Origin of the sequence: Streptomyces sp. NPDC086554 (genome assembly GCF_040686095.1) — a bacterium.
Classification (GTDB): Bacteria; Actinomycetota; Actinomycetes; order Streptomycetales; family Streptomycetaceae; genus Streptomyces.
In genome coordinates, this window is sequence record NZ_JBFBJK010000023.1 from 77,072 (window position 1) to 90,556 (window position 13,485).

General features: G+C 71.2%; 10 protein-coding genes. 1 reads left to right on the forward strand and 9 read right to left on the reverse strand.

Annotation, left to right across the window (positions count from 1 at the left end; translation table 11 throughout):
- Window positions 1–21: 21 nt before the first annotated feature.
- From AB0O76_RS32505 to AB0O76_RS32525, 5 genes are all read right to left on the reverse strand, one after another.
- Window positions 22–894 carry an alpha/beta fold hydrolase gene (locus AB0O76_RS32505; protein ID WP_365498539.1) on the reverse strand — a complete coding sequence of 291 codons (873 nt, stop codon included), beginning with the start codon at window positions 892–894 and terminating at the stop codon, window positions 22–24.
- A gap of 216 nt (window positions 895–1,110) precedes the next feature.
- Entirely contained in the window at window positions 1,111–1,779 is a 669-nt protein-coding gene (locus tag AB0O76_RS32510) for a response regulator transcription factor (RefSeq protein ID WP_365498542.1), read from the reverse strand.
- A complete protein-coding gene (locus AB0O76_RS32515) occupies window positions 1,776–3,074 on the reverse strand; it encodes a sensor histidine kinase (protein WP_365498545.1) in 1,299 nt (432 codons plus the stop codon). Before AB0O76_RS32515 ends, AB0O76_RS32510 begins: the two co-directional genes overlap by 4 nt.
- 90 nt (window positions 3,075–3,164) lie before the next feature.
- A complete protein-coding gene (locus AB0O76_RS32520; protein WP_365498548.1) occupies window positions 3,165–4,139 on the reverse strand; it encodes a hypothetical protein in 975 nt (324 codons plus the stop codon).
- Entirely contained in the window at window positions 4,136–7,576 is a 3,441-nt protein-coding gene (locus AB0O76_RS32525; RefSeq protein WP_365498551.1) for a DNA polymerase III subunit alpha, read from the reverse strand. Before AB0O76_RS32525 ends, AB0O76_RS32520 begins: the two co-directional genes overlap by 4 nt.
- A 163-nt stretch (window positions 7,577–7,739) precedes the next feature.
- Between AB0O76_RS32525 and AB0O76_RS32530 the strand changes: the two genes are divergently transcribed.
- Window positions 7,740–8,771: a DUF3533 domain-containing protein gene (locus AB0O76_RS32530; protein WP_365498554.1), complete on the forward strand. Its 1,032-nt coding sequence runs from the start codon at window positions 7,740–7,742 to the stop codon at window positions 8,769–8,771.
- 238 nt (window positions 8,772–9,009) lie between these two features.
- On the opposite strand, the gene AB0O76_RS32535 is transcribed toward AB0O76_RS32530, so the two are convergent.
- From AB0O76_RS32535 to AB0O76_RS32550, 4 genes are all read right to left on the reverse strand, one after another.
- Entirely contained in the window at window positions 9,010–10,095 is a 1,086-nt protein-coding gene (locus tag AB0O76_RS32535) for a S1 family peptidase (RefSeq protein WP_365498557.1), read from the reverse strand.
- Window positions 10,096–10,370: 275 nt separating this feature from the next.
- Window positions 10,371–11,252: a slipin family protein gene (locus AB0O76_RS32540; protein WP_365498560.1), complete on the reverse strand. Its 882-nt coding sequence runs from the start codon at window positions 11,250–11,252 to the stop codon at window positions 10,371–10,373.
- Between the two features lie 180 nt (window positions 11,253–11,432).
- Window positions 11,433–12,332, reverse strand: coding sequence for a S1 family peptidase (locus AB0O76_RS32545; protein ID WP_365498563.1), 900 nt, complete (start codon window positions 12,330–12,332; stop codon window positions 11,433–11,435).
- A gap of 257 nt (window positions 12,333–12,589) precedes the next feature.
- Window positions 12,590–13,429, reverse strand: coding sequence for a DUF1684 domain-containing protein (locus AB0O76_RS32550; protein ID WP_365498566.1), 840 nt, complete (start codon window positions 13,427–13,429; stop codon window positions 12,590–12,592).
- Between the last annotated feature and the right edge of the window lie 56 nt (window positions 13,430–13,485).

The following is a 13,485-nucleotide window of genomic DNA, read 5'->3' on the forward strand; positions in this document are numbered from 1 at the left end:
CGGCCCGCTGTTCGTGGCCCGTCAGGACAGGCATGTGGTCGGAGTCGCGTGCTCCGGATCGAGCGCGTTGGCGACCTCGTGATGGGCGACCCGGTCGAGGATCCCGATCGCCACATGCTCGGAGAGGTCGACGGGGCACAGGTCCTGGACGGTCACATTGCGTACGCCGGGTCCTTCGAGGAACTGCGAGCGGTACGGGGTGACCACCTCGTCGTACTTGGTGGCGATGACCGTGTAGCGCACGCCTGGAACGGTGTCGCCGCCCTCGTTGAGCTTGGTGAGGAACGGCGATCCGGCCACCTGGTCGGCGAGGCTCGGCGTCTTGGTGGTGAGCAGGTCCTCGATGCCCGGGAAGTAGGGCAGCAGCTTGGTCAGGCCGAGCAGGGTGGTGCCGTGGTTGTCGGGCGCGAGGCCGATCAGGGCGTTCACCTTCTCCGCGCCGCCGAGGAACTTCAGGTAGTGGCGGGGCATCATGCCGCCCTGCGAGTGGCCGACGAGGTCCGCCTTCGGGGCGCCCGTCGAGGCGAGCACCTTGTCTACGAAGGTGTCCAGCTGCTCGGCCGACTTGTCGATCGGGCCGAGCCCGTTGAAGAACGGCACTCCGGGCAGCTGGCCGTAGTCGAGGGAGTAGACGCAGTAGCCGCGCCTCACCAAGTAGGGCGCCAGGACGAGCCAGTTGTCCACGGAGTTGCCGAAGGTGCCGTGCACGAGGACGACCGGGCGCGGGTGGGCGGCGGACGGCTTGCAGTTGTAGTCGTTCCAGCCACTCGACGAGGAGGCGGCAGAAGCAGCGGCAGGGGCCGCGGACGCCGTGGCGGCGGGGGTCAGGGTGAGCGCGCCCGTCATGAGCAGGGCGGCGGCAAGCGCTCTGAGCGCTCGTCTCCAGGGCAGCATCGGGTGATCTCCTTGCGGCTCAAGGGAGTTGCTCAAGGAAGTGGAGGTGAGTGAGCCCTGTGATCCGGATCACGAGGATGCCGTGCACACGCCAAATTACGGGCCAGTAGTAAAAGTGTGAAGTTACGCGTCGGTAAAACTTCCGGGCCCCGAAGGGGCGCGGGGAACTGCGCGAGCAACCGAGACGCACCCGCAGACGCGCACTGCGCCCCGTGCCTATCGCGGCGGCGAAACCAACCCCAACTCGTAAGCAATAATGACCAGTTGCACCCGATCCCTGGACCCCAGCTTCGTAAACAGCCGCGCTACATGCGCCTTCACCGTGGCCACAGTGATGAACAGCTCGGAGGCGATCTCCGCGTTGGAAAGGCCGCGCCCAACGAGCGTCAACACCTCACACTCCCGTTCCGTGACGCCCTCGACCGACCGCCGTTCCCGCGCCGCAGGCACAGGCCGCGCCGCGAACTCCTCGATGAGACGGCGGGTGACGCTCGGCGCGATCAGGCCGTCCCCCGCGGCCACCACCTGGATCGCCGCGAGGATGTCGTCGAGCGCCATGTCCTTGACGAGGAACCCGCTCGCGCCTGCGCGGAGGGCCCCGTACACGTAATCGTCGTCGTCGAACGTCGTCAGGACCAGGACGCGGGTCGCGTCGGTCTCCGCCGTGATCAGCCGGGTGGCCTCGATGCCGTCCATGCCGGGCATGCGGATGTCCATCACGACGACGTCGGGGCGTACGTCCCTGGCGAGGCGGACGGCATCGGCGCCCGTCCCCGCCTCGCCCACGACGTCGAGATCGGGACTGTCCGCCATCAGGACGCGCAGGCCCGCGCGGACGAGGGGCTGGTCGTCGGCCAGTACGACGCGCACCACGTGGTCCGTCACCGTCCCTCCTCCGGTACGGGCAGCAGCGCCGCCACCCGGAAGCCGCCCTCGGGGCGCGGTCCCGCGGTGAACCGGCCGTGCAGCAGGGCGACTCGCTCCCGCATGCCGGCAAGGCCGAAGCCGGTGCCCGCGGGCAGCCCGCCGCGCCCGCCGTCCTCGACCTCGATGGACAGCCCGTCCGCCCGCCGCTCGACACTCACCCGGCAGGTGTCCGTTCCCGCGTGCCGTACGACATTGGTGAGCGCCTCCTGCAGGATGCGGAACGCGGCCAGGTCGATGTCGGCGGGCAGTGGCCCGCGCTCGCCCGGCCACCGCACCTCCACCCGGACCCCGGCGTCCAGCGCGGACGTGACGAGGCGGTCGATGTCGGCGAGGCCCGGGGTCGGCTCGCGAGGCGCCAACTCCTCGTGGCCGGTGGTCTGTTCGGCCACCGCCCCCTCCTCCGTATCCGGCTTGCGCAGGGCGACCAGCGTCCGGCGCAGGCCCGCGAGGGTCTCCCTGCTGGTGGCCTCGATGGTGGTGAGCGCGTTGCGGGCCTCGGCCGGCTGGGTCTCGATGACCCGGCTGCCCACGCCCGCCTGGATGGCGATGACGCCGATGCTGTGCGCGATCATGTCGTGCAACTCGCGGGCGATGCGCAGGCGTTCGGCGTTGATGGCGCGGGCCGTGGCCTGGCTCCGCAGCGCCTCGGCGTGCGCCCGGCGCTCGCGGGACGAACTGCCCACCATCCAGGCGGCGATCAGGGCGACGGCGATGAACGCGACGGTCTCACCGTCGTTGCTCACCCACCCGGAGGTCTGGCAGCCGTTCGCCCAGCCCTCGCGGGGAACGTTCACCCCGGCCTCGGCGGGCACACAGCCGCCGTCGGGCGGAAAGCCGAAGAGGGTGAGCACCTGCGCCGTGAACGCCATGAGGCCGGCGGTGACAGAGGTGCGGCGCGAACGAGCGGCCGCGAGATAGCCGACGGCACAGACCCCGGCCAGGGTCTGCAGATAGCCGACCTCCGCCCTCCGCATCTCCATCGTCGCCGTCACGGTGCCCAGGAGCAGGAGCGCCAGGGCGGGCAGTGGCCGCCGCCTGAGCAGCGAGGCGACCACGGCCGTGAGCGCGATCGACGCGAGGACCATCAGGACGTCGAAGCCCTGCTGCCCGTGGTCGAACGTGATGTAGGTGACGCAGGGGTAGACAACCGCCCCGCTCCAGGCCAGGCCGGTGCGCACGGGCGGCCACAGCCGCCCGGCAACACGCGGGCCCCGTCCCTGCTCGGGCGCCGCCTGACCTGCCTCGATGTCCATGCGCCGATCGTATGTGCCCATCCCGCGCAGGGGTATTGGCCCACGGTCGTACGCCCGTGGGCCACCGGCTGCGAGCCCGGGTGGACGGCCCTACGCCGCCAGCGTCCCCGGCACGATCGCGCCGGGGCCGAACTTCGCCCGTGCCCGGTCGGCGACCTCCTCGATGCGGCGCGCCCTGTCGTCCGCCGGGTCGAACATCAGCTGGTGGGCGGCCTGTTCGGCGGGGCCGAGCCCTTCGGCGCGCAGGGAGATGCCGCGCACCCGGGCGCGTTGCAGGCCGAGCGCCTCGTACATCCGGTACGCGGTCTCGGTCAGCGCGCTGGAGTGGGCGGTCGGCTCGGGCAGGGTACGGGTGCGAGTGGTGGTGGAGTGGTCCGCGTACCGCACGGTGAGGGTCAGGGAGCGGCACACCTGGTCATCGCCGCGCATCCTGACGCCGAGCTCCTCGGTGATCGAGAGCAGTGCGCGCCGGTGCCGGGTGGGGTCCAACTCGTCTCGGAGGAAGGGCCGTTCGGCGGCGAGCGAGCGGGCGGCCGCGTTCGGTACGACCCGTGCGCGGTCGACGCCCTGCGCCTTCTCCCGCAGCTCGCGGCCGGCGCGGGCGCCGATGAGCCGCTGCAGCGTGGACAGCGGCGCGGCGGCCACCTTGCCGACGGAGTCGAGCCCGTACTCGCACAGGGTGCGGGCGGTGGCGCGGCCGACCCCCGGCAGTTCGGCGACCGGCTTCGGGCCGAGGAACTCCGCGACGGCTTCCGGTTCCCGGCCCACGACTTGGGTCACTCCCGGCACGGCGCCGCGTACGGCCATCCGCGCAAGCATCGGCCCGGGCCCCGCTCCGATCACACAGTCCACCCCGTACAGGGCGAGCGCCCGCACCCGGATCACCGCGGCGAGTTCGACGGCGTCCCGCCCGAAGTAGCGCATGGCTCCCCGTACGTCGACGAGCACACCGTCGGGCGGCAGGGCCTCCACGACCGGGCTGAACTCGCCGACCAGTGCGATCAGCCGGGGCAGGGCCGCCTCGTACATGGGCGGCAGCAGGAAACGTACACAGAGGGTGCTCATCCCGCGCTCCCGGGGCTCTGGTGCCACAACTTCCGTCCCGTGGCCGCCCGTTCACCGGGTGGCTGCAGGTCGGCCCAGGGGTGCATCTCGTACCCCGTGGACATCCGGATGCGCCGGCCGTCGTCCGCCGTGGCCTCTGCGGGCTCCGGCTCCGGCGGCTGCTCGGTCAGGCGCTCCGCCACCGCGTCAAGGCCTCCTTCCTTGCGCAGCTCCACCAGTTCGGCCAGGTTCCAGGCGGCCGCGCCGACCACGCTGAGGCTGCGCGGCCCGCGGCGCTGCACCACACCGCGGACGAGCAGCAGCCAGGAGTGGAAGACGGTGTGCGCGCACCGTTCGTGGGCGTCGTCGAAGAAGGCCAGGTCGACCAGGCCGGTGCCGTCGTCCAGGGTCGTGAAGATGACGCGCTTCCCGGAGCGGATCGGCGGGGTCTGGGTGGCCGCCTTGGCGCCCGCGACCAGCACGGTCGCCCCGTGTTCGGCCTCCCGGAGGCGACGGGCCGTCAGCACGCCGAGCTCCCTGAGGAACTCCGCGTAGTCGCCCATGAGATGGCGCGACGAGTCCATGCCGAGGACACCGAGTTCCGCGCTGAGGCGTTCCGCGTCGTCCAGGTCGGGAAGACCGGCGGACGCCGTCTTCCGCCCGCCGGACAAGGGGAGTTGGGCCCCGAAGGCTCCGGACGAGCCGCGCGCGCCGCGCCGCAGCTCGGCCAGGTGCAGCTGCAGATCGCGGCGGTTGGCACCGAACGCGTCGAGCGCACCGACCTGGGCGAGCCGCTGCGCGACCGGCTTCGACGGCCTGGCCCGCTCCCAGAAGTCCACGAGCGAGGCGTAGGGCTGCGCGTCGGCGATCCGGGCGGCCTCGGCCTCGCTGATGCCGTGCACGTCACAGAGCGCGAGCCGCAGCCCCCACTGGGAGCCGCCAGGGTTATCAGACACCAGTTCGATACGGTGAGCGACCGCGGACCGGTTCACGTCCAGCGGAAGGATCGGCACCCCGCGCCGCCGCGCGTCCGCGAGCAGCAGCCGCTTCGGGTACATCCCGGGGTCGTGCGTGAGCAACCCCGCGTAGAACGCGGCCGGGTGATGGGCCTTCAGCCACGCCGACTGGTACGTCGGCACGGCGAAGGCCACCGCGTGCGCCTTGCAGAAGCCGTACGACCCGAAGGCCTCGATGATCTCCCACGTCCGGCCGATCGTCTCGGCGTCGTACCCCTTCGCCGCGGCCTGCTGCGCGAACCAGAACCGGATCCGCCCCTGCGACTCGGGATCGGAGAGCCCGCGCCGCACCCGGTCCGCCTCGTCGCGCCCGCAGCCGGTCATGATGTCGACGATCTCGATGATCTGCTCGTGGAAGACGACGACTCCGTACGTCTCCTCCAGCGGCCCCTTGAGATCCGGGTGCGGATAGCGGACGGGCGCGCGGCCGTGCCGGGCCTCGATGAAGGGCCGCACCATGTCGGCGGCGACAGGACCGGGACGGAACAGCGAGATGTCGACGACCAGGTCGTGGAAGGTCGCGGGCTGCAGGCGTCCGACCAGGTCCCGCTGGCCCGGAGACTCGATCTGGAAGCAGCCCAACGTCTCGGCGGACCTGATGAGTTGATACGTCGCCGGGTCCCCCGGCGGCACCGCGTCCACGTCGACACGGGAGCCCGTGGCCCGCTCGATCTCCCCCAGGGCGTGCGCCATCGCCGACTGCATCCGCACGCCGAGCACGTCCAGCTTGAGCAGCCCGAGGTCCTCCACGTCCTCCTTGTCGAACTGGGACATGGGGAAGCCCTCGCCGCTTGTGGGCACGACGGGCGTACGCGCGAGCAGCGAGGCGTCGGAGAGCAGCACCCCGCACGGGTGCATGGCGATGCCTCGGGGCAGCGCGTCGAGCGCCTCGACAAGGTCCCACAGCCGGTCGCGGTCACCCAACTCCCCCGCCACCGCCCGGAGTTCGGGCAGCTCCGCCATCGCCGAGCGGGCGTCGCGGGCGCGGATGTGCGGGAAGGACTTGGCGATCCTGTCGATCTCGGCCGGGTCCATGGACAGGGCGGCGCCCACGTCGCGTACGGCGTGGCGCACCCGGTAGGTCTCGGGCATGGCGACGGTCGCGACCCGTTCGGTGCCGAAGCGGCCGATGATCGTGCGGTAGACCTCGAGGCGGCGGGCCGACTCCACGTCGATGTCGATGTCCGGCAGGACGGCCCGCCGCGTGGACAGGAACCGCTCCATGAGAAGGCCGTGCTCGACGGGGTCGGCGTGCGCGATGCCGATGAGGTGGTTGACCAGGGATCCGGCGCCGGAGCCGCGCGCCGCGACCCGGATCCCCAAGTCGCGTACGTCGTCGACCACTTGGGCCACGGTGAGGAAGTAGGAGGCGAAGCCGTGGTACGCGATGATGTCCAGCTCGTGGTGCATCCGCTCCCAGTACGCGCGCCGGGAGTCGTAGCCGCGCAGCACCATGCCCGCCGCCGCCCGCGATGCGAGGACGCGCTGCGCGGTGCGGCGCCCCGCGCCGACGAGGTGCGGTTCGGGGAAGCGTACGGAGCCGATGCCGATGTCGTCATCGGGGTCGACGAGGCACTCGGCGGCGGCCGACTGGGTCTGCTCGACGAGACGGTGGGCGGTGTCGCGGCGGAACCCGGCGGCCTCGACGACGCGCTCGGCGATGTGCAGCATGTCGCCCGCGCCCTTCAACCACCGCTCGCCGCCGTCGAGTTCCTTGGTCGGGTCGACGGGGACGAGGCGGCGGGCCGCGTCGAGCACATCGGCGACCGGGCCGAGCCCCGCGTCGGCGTAGCGCACGGCGTTGCTCAGGACGGGGCGGATGCCCTGCTCGGCGGCGAAGCCGACGGTGCGGGCGGCCAGGCGCAGCGAGCCGGGCCCGGTGCCTTCGCGGCCGTGCCAGACGGACTCCAGACGCAGCGCGTCGCCGTAGCGCTCGCGCCAGGGGGCTAGGAGGCGGGCGGCCCGGTCGGGGCGCCCCGCGGCGAGCGCGCGCCCCACGTCGGACGCGGGGCCGAGCAGCACGGTCAGGCCGTCGCCGTGGTTCTCCTCCCACGGAAGGACGGGCTGCCCCTCACCGCTCCGGTGCGCGGCGGTGACCAGGCGGCAGAGCGTGGCCCAGCCGGTGGCGCCGTCGCGGGCGAGGAAGGTCACACGCGGGGTCGACTCGTCGACGAAGGCACCACCGCGCACCGGGGTCCGCCGCCGCCCGCCCCGCGCCGGGACGGGCTCGCCCACCGCGAGCTCGGTGCCGAACAGCGGCCGCACCCCCGCCTTCGCGCAGGCCTTGGCGAACCGGACCGCCCCCGCGAGGGTGTCCCGGTCGGTGAGCGCGAGGGCATCCATGCCCCGCTCGGCGGCGCGCTCGGCCAACCGCTCCGGGTGCGAGGCCCCGTACCGCAGGGAGAAACCGGAGACGGTGCGCAGATGCGTGAACCCTGGCACACGCACCTCCCGAAAACCTGAACAGATCCGACCTCACAGCCCCCACCTCCACCATAGACCAAGTTTCGAACGTACGTACGACACGTGTGCGACGCGCCCATCGCCGTCGCTCATTCGGCCCCGCCCACCTGCGGGAACGGCAGGGGCCCCCGAGCGTGGGGGCATGAGCTTCACCGATGAGTTGAAGAGCGCCGTCACCCCGCGAGCAGCCCTGCTGGTCATCGGCGTACTCGCCCTGCAGCTGCTGTTCATCGCCTCCTACGTGGGGGCGCTGCACGATCCGAAGCCGAGGGACGTGCCCTTCGGGGTTGTCGCTCCGGGGCCCGCCGCCGAGCAGGCGTCGGCCCGGCTCGGGAAGCTCCCCGGTGAGCCGCTCGACCCCCGCGTGATCGAGGACGAGGCCACGGCACGGAAGCAGATCATGAACCGTGACATCGACGGCGCCCTGATCATCAACCCCCGGGCCACCACCGACACGCTCCTCGTCGGCTCCGGCGGCGGCACCGTCCTCGCCACCGCGCTGGAGAAGATCGCCACCCAGCTCGAAGCGGCGGAGAACCGGACGGTCAGGACCGTGGACGTGGCACCCGCGTCCCCCAAGGACTTCGACGGGCTCTCGTCCTTCTACCTGGTCGTCGGCTGGTGCGTCGGCGGCTATCTCTGCGCCTCGATCCTGGCGATCAGCGCGGGCTCCCGGGCCGCCAACCTCTCGCGCGCGCTGATCAGGACCGGCGTCATGGCGCTCTACTCGATCGCGGGCGGAATCGGCGGCGCGGTCATCATCGGGCCGATCCTGGGCGCCCTGCCCGGCAGCGCCCTGGCCCTGTGGGGCCTGGGCGCGCTGGTCGTCTTCGGGGTCGGCATGATCACGCTCGCCCTGCAGGCGCTCACCGGCATCGTGGGCATCGGCCTCGCCGTCCTGATCGTCGTCATCGCGGGCAACCCGAGCGCGGGCGGCGCCTTCCCGCTGCCGATGCTGCCGCCCTTCTGGGAGGCGATCGGCCCCTGGCTGCCGCCGGGCGCCGGCACCTGGGTGGCGCGCTCCATCGCGTACTTCGAGGGCAACGCGGTCACCGGACCGCTGCTGGTGCTCGCCGCCTGGGCGGTCGTGGGAGTCATCGTCACCCTGGCGATGTCAGCCCGGCACAGGGCGGACGCCAGCTCGCTCGACCTCGCGGGCAAACCCATCGGGTGAGCCGCGCGCCGTATGCGAGCCGCGCCCCGTAAGGGGCGCGGGGCTGTGACACATGCGGCTCCGCCGCGAAGGGGGTCCCCCCTGTTCGAGCGAAGCCGAGAACTTGGGGGAGCGACCAGCCACACCCATCCCGCAGCCGGCAAACCACATCAAGCACCCACCCCCGTCCCCGCACCGAAAAAGTCCCACCCCCACAGATGCAGGGGTGGGACAAAATCCGCGAAGCTACCCGCAGGGGTCAGCCGATCTCCGCGCCAAGGGCGTCCAGCGCCTCCGGCACCGGCTGGAAGAAGGTCTCCCCGCCGGCGCTGCAGTCACCGCTGCCGCCCGAGGTCAGGCCGAGCGCGGTGTCGCCCGCGAAGAGCGCGCCGCCGCTGTCGCCGGGCTCGGCGCAGACATCGGTCTGGATGAGTCCGTTGACGACGTCTCCGTTGCCGTAGTTCACGGTGGCGTCCAGGCCGGTGACCTTGCCGTCGTGCAGCTGCGTGGTCGAGCCGCTGCGCTGCACCTCCTGGCCGACGGTCGCGTCGCCCGCCTTGGCGATGGCCTGGGTGGAGCCGTTGTAGAGGTTCACCTCACTCGGGTGCGGGGTGTCGCCCGTGTACTTGACCAGGCCGTAGTCGTTGTCGGGGAAGCTGGAGTCGGTGTTCTCACCGATGGCCGGGCCGCCCTGCTCCGCGGACCAGCTGGTGACCGCCTCCGTGCAGTGGCCCGCGGTCAGGAAGTGCGGTGCGCCGTCCTTGACCACGTTGAAGCCGAGCGAGCAGCGGCTGCCGTCGCCCCAAATGGCGTCGCCACCTGCGATGAAGGGCTTGAACTCCCCCTTGCTGTGCTGGAGTTCGGCCTTCGAGCCGAGCTTCTTCACCACGGCGGTGAGCTTGTCCATCTCGGCGCCCTTGACCGTGCGGTCCGCCGTCACGACAACCTTGTTGGTGGCCGGGTCGACCGCCCACGAGGTGCCGGGGATGGACGCCTTGTCGCTCAGCGTCGAGCGGGCGCTCTTCAGCTCGGCCAGGGAGTTCTCGACGATTCTGGCCTTGGCGCCGGCCGCCTCCGCGGTCTCCGCCGCCGTCTCGTCGAGGACGTTCACGACGAGGTTCTTGCCCTTGGCGTCGTAGTAGGTGCCCGCGGCGTCCACGCCGAGGTCCTTGGCGATGGACGAGGCGAGCTTTCCGGCCTTTGCGACCGTGAGGGTGTCCGGCGTGGGGGTCGGGGCACTCTCACTCGCGTTCGCGGTCTGGAAGGTGACTCCGGCCGCGATCAGCGCGACAACGCCCGCACCTGCTGCGGCAGCGCGTCCCTTGGGTATGCGTCGGTGCTTCAACTCACGTCCTCCTGTGGGGGGTCGGCCCGTTCGGTGTGGGGACCTGAGGGCCGGAAGGCGTACCGGCACGGAGTCGCACACGCTGAGAAAGCCGCGTCCATGCCAAAGGGCTCGGCCCACTATTCCGAGACCGTCCGGTAGCACACAAGGTCTACTTCAGGACGCGCACGCGACAATCACCGTGCGCCCCCCGCCCCTTCACCGACCCCGGTCTCGCCACGTCGGTTCCCGTTGCAAACACCCCGTGCGATCGGCCCTTCGGCAGCGGGTGAGGACTAGTCCAGTCCTGTTTTCGACTCTCCGCGCGCCGTTGGATCTCCGGCTTCCGAATCCTCCGCACCGGATTCCGAGAGTGCGGGGGCCGGCGGTTGCTGCGTCTCCCTGGCCGCCGGCTGTGCCTGCTGGGCCCGTTCGAGGAAGCGCAGGAGCTCGACGGGGAAGGGCAGGACGAGGGTCGAATTCTTCTCGGCGGCGACCGCGACGACGGTCTGAAGCAGCCTCAGCTGGAGGGCCGCGGGCTCCTCCGCCATCTCATGGGCGGCCTCGGCGAGCTTCTTGGAGGCCTGCAGCTCGGCATCCGCGTTGATCACGCGGGCGCGCCGCTCACGGTCCGCCTCGGCCTGCCGCGCCATCGACCGCTTCATCGTCTCGGGAAGGGATACGTCCTTGATCTCGACCCGGTCGATCTGCACACCCCACCCGATGGCGGGCGAATCGATCATCAACTCAAGGCCCTGGTTCAACTTCTCCCGGTTGGAGAGCAGATCGTCCAGGTCGCTCTTGCCGATGATCGAACGCAGGGACGTCTGGGCCATCTGCGAGACCGCGAAACGATAGTCCTCGACCTGCACGACCGCCTCGGCCGCGTCGACGACCTTGAAGTAGATGACGGCGTCCACCCGCACCGTCACGTTGTCCCGCGTGATGCCGTCCTGCGCCGGCACCGGCATCGTCACGATCTGCATGTTCACCTTACGGAGCCGGTCGACCCCGGGGACGATCATCGTGAACCCCGGCCCGCGCACCGAACGCTGCAACCGCCCGAGCCGGAGCACCACACCCCGCTCGTACTGTTTGACGACACGCGCCGCCGCCATCAGATAGACCACTCCGACAGACCCGACGGCCACTCCCGCCGTCACCAGCTCCTCGACCATGCCGGCCCCCCAGGGTCCGAATTGGGCGTGTTGGGCGTGTACTTCGAAGGTAACCCCGCACGGCGCACAAAGGGAGACGGGAGACAAGGGTGAACCCCCGCCCGACGCCCGGGCGGGGGTTCACCTGCTGCTGGCTGCAGTCTTGTCGTACGTAGACCCATAGGCCCGTGGATCAGTGGGTCAGTAGACGCTCACGCCGTACCGGCTCAGCGCCTCGGTGACCGGCTGGAAGAAGGTCGTGCCGCCCGAGGAGCAGTTCCCGCTGCCGCCCGATGTGAGGCCGAGCGCCTTCGTGCCCGCGTACAGCGGACCGCCGCTGTCGCCCGGCTCGGCGCAGACGTTGGTCTTGATCATGCCGTAGACGATGTCGCCGCCGCCGTAGTTGACGGTCGCGTTGAGACCGGTGACCGAGCCGCTGTGGGTACCGGTCGTGGAGCCGCGCCGCTTGACGGCCTGGCCCACGGTGGGGTCGCCCGCGCTGGTGATGTCCTGGCTGCCGACCGTGCCGGGGTGGCTGATCGAGGTGTTGGTGTACTTGACGATGCCGTAGTCGTTGGTCGGGAAGCTGGAGCCCGTCGTGGAGCCGAGCGTCGTGGTGTGCCCGGAGTTGGACCACCAGGTGCCCGCACCGTCGGTGCAGTGTCCGGCGGTCAGGAAGTAGTAGGTGGTGCCGCTGCGGACGTTGAAGCCGAGCGAGCAGCGCCAGCTTGACGCGTAGATGGCGTCGCCGCCGGAGATCAGCTTGTTGAACTTGCCGGGAGTGCGCTCGATCTTGAGGGCGCCCGCGTTGCTGCCCGCCGCCTTCTTGATCTCGGCGATCTCGGCACGGGAGACGGTGCTGTCGGCAGTGACGACAAGGCGGTTGGTCGCCTTGTCGACGCTCCACGCGGTGCCCGCGACATCGGCGTCGAGCACCGCGTCGCCCGCCTCGGTGAGCTGCGCCGAGCTGAAGGTGGTGACGTCGTTCGCGTTCGCGGCGGGCACGGCGAGCGCGCCGGCGGCCACGAGTCCGGTGGCGATCGCGAGCAGACGAGTGCGTCTCGCAATGCCACTGCGGGGGGTGGTGCGCTTGATCCTCACTTGTTGTTCCTCCCGAGGGGAAGTCAGTGGGCCCGTGGGTTGGGAGCCCGTGAGGCGCAGCCAAGAAGCAAGGGGCGGACCGGATTCCGGATACGCCGTGCTCCTGACAAGCGCTGCTCGGGAGTATTCGGGCCGAGGCGTGCCCGCACAAGGGCGCCTTTCGGCCGTCAGCCGGATACACGTCGACCGGCCCCGGTGGCTGTCGTACCTGTCGTACGCCACCGGGGCTCTGGGTCATCGGCTCCCCGTCAGACGTGTCACCGACCGAGAAGGTTCCGTTCTCCGGCGGCGATCTCGGCGGTGAGGGTGTTGCCGGGCGGCGGGAAGGGGCAAATGAAGTGGTCGGCGAAGGCGCACGGCGGAAGCAGCGCGCGGTTGAAGTCGACCGTCGTGCGCCCTTCCGCGTCGGGCGCGGCGGGCCGCAGGAAGCGGAATCGGTAGCTGGAGACCCCGCTGCTGGCGTCGGCGAACACCGCCCACAAGGAGCCGTCGCCCTCCACGGTCACCTGCAGCGTGTGGTCCTTTCCGGCCAGGCTGAAGGCCAGTTCACCGCCGAGGCCGAGCCCGCGCTCCACACCGTCGGCGTTGCCCACGCGAACGGTGCGAACGCCGTCGACGGTGCTTTCGGCGTCGTAGGGGGTGAAGCGCCCCGGCACCGCCCAGCGCTCGTCGTACGCGGTGGCCTCGATGCCCTGGAAGGCGCGGCGCGTTGCGGACGCCGGGTCGAAGTCGCGGACCGCCCAGAGCCCTTCGCGGCGCAGTACGACGAAGCGCCGCTCGCCGAGCGCGACGCGGGCCGCGCCGACAGGGCCGGGGTCGGCGGCAAGCCGAGCCTCTCCGCTGAACGACTTTCCGTCGAGGGCGAGGCCGTCGTCAGGACCCGCGGTCAGGAGGAGCTCGTCGCCCGCATCGGTCCAGCGCCCGGGAATGTCCGGAAGTTGACCCTCCGGATAGTCCGCGAGCCAGTGCGTGCCGGTGAGGGAGAGCGGGCCGTAGGGCGCGGAGACGGTTTCCGTCCGCTGCTCGTGCCAGCGCTTCCAGTCCTGTACGGCGCCGTTGTTCCCGGTGCTCGTTCCGGTGCTCGTTTCGGTGCTCATGGTGATCAACCCTTCCATATGGGCTCGCGCAGCCCGAGGTGCGAGCGCAGCGTCGT

Coding starts and splice junctions, on each gene's coding strand:
- AB0O76_RS32505 (WP_365498539.1), bottom strand. CDS start 894: ATGCTGCCCTGGAGACGAGCGCTCAGAGCGCTTGCCGCCGCCCTGCTC.
- AB0O76_RS32515 (WP_365498545.1), bottom strand. CDS start 3,074: ATGGACATCGAGGCAGGTCAGGCGGCGCCCGAGCAGGGACGGGGCCCG.
- AB0O76_RS32520 (WP_365498548.1), bottom strand. CDS start 4,139: ATGAGCACCCTCTGTGTACGTTTCCTGCTGCCGCCCATGTACGAGGCG.
- AB0O76_RS32530 (WP_365498554.1), top strand. CDS start 7,740: ATGAGCTTCACCGATGAGTTGAAGAGCGCCGTCACCCCGCGAGCAGCC.
- AB0O76_RS32540 (WP_365498560.1), bottom strand. CDS start 11,252: ATGGTCGAGGAGCTGGTGACGGCGGGAGTGGCCGTCGGGTCTGTCGGA.
- AB0O76_RS32550 (WP_365498566.1), bottom strand. CDS start 13,429: ATGAGCACCGAAACGAGCACCGGAACGAGCACCGGGAACAACGGCGCC.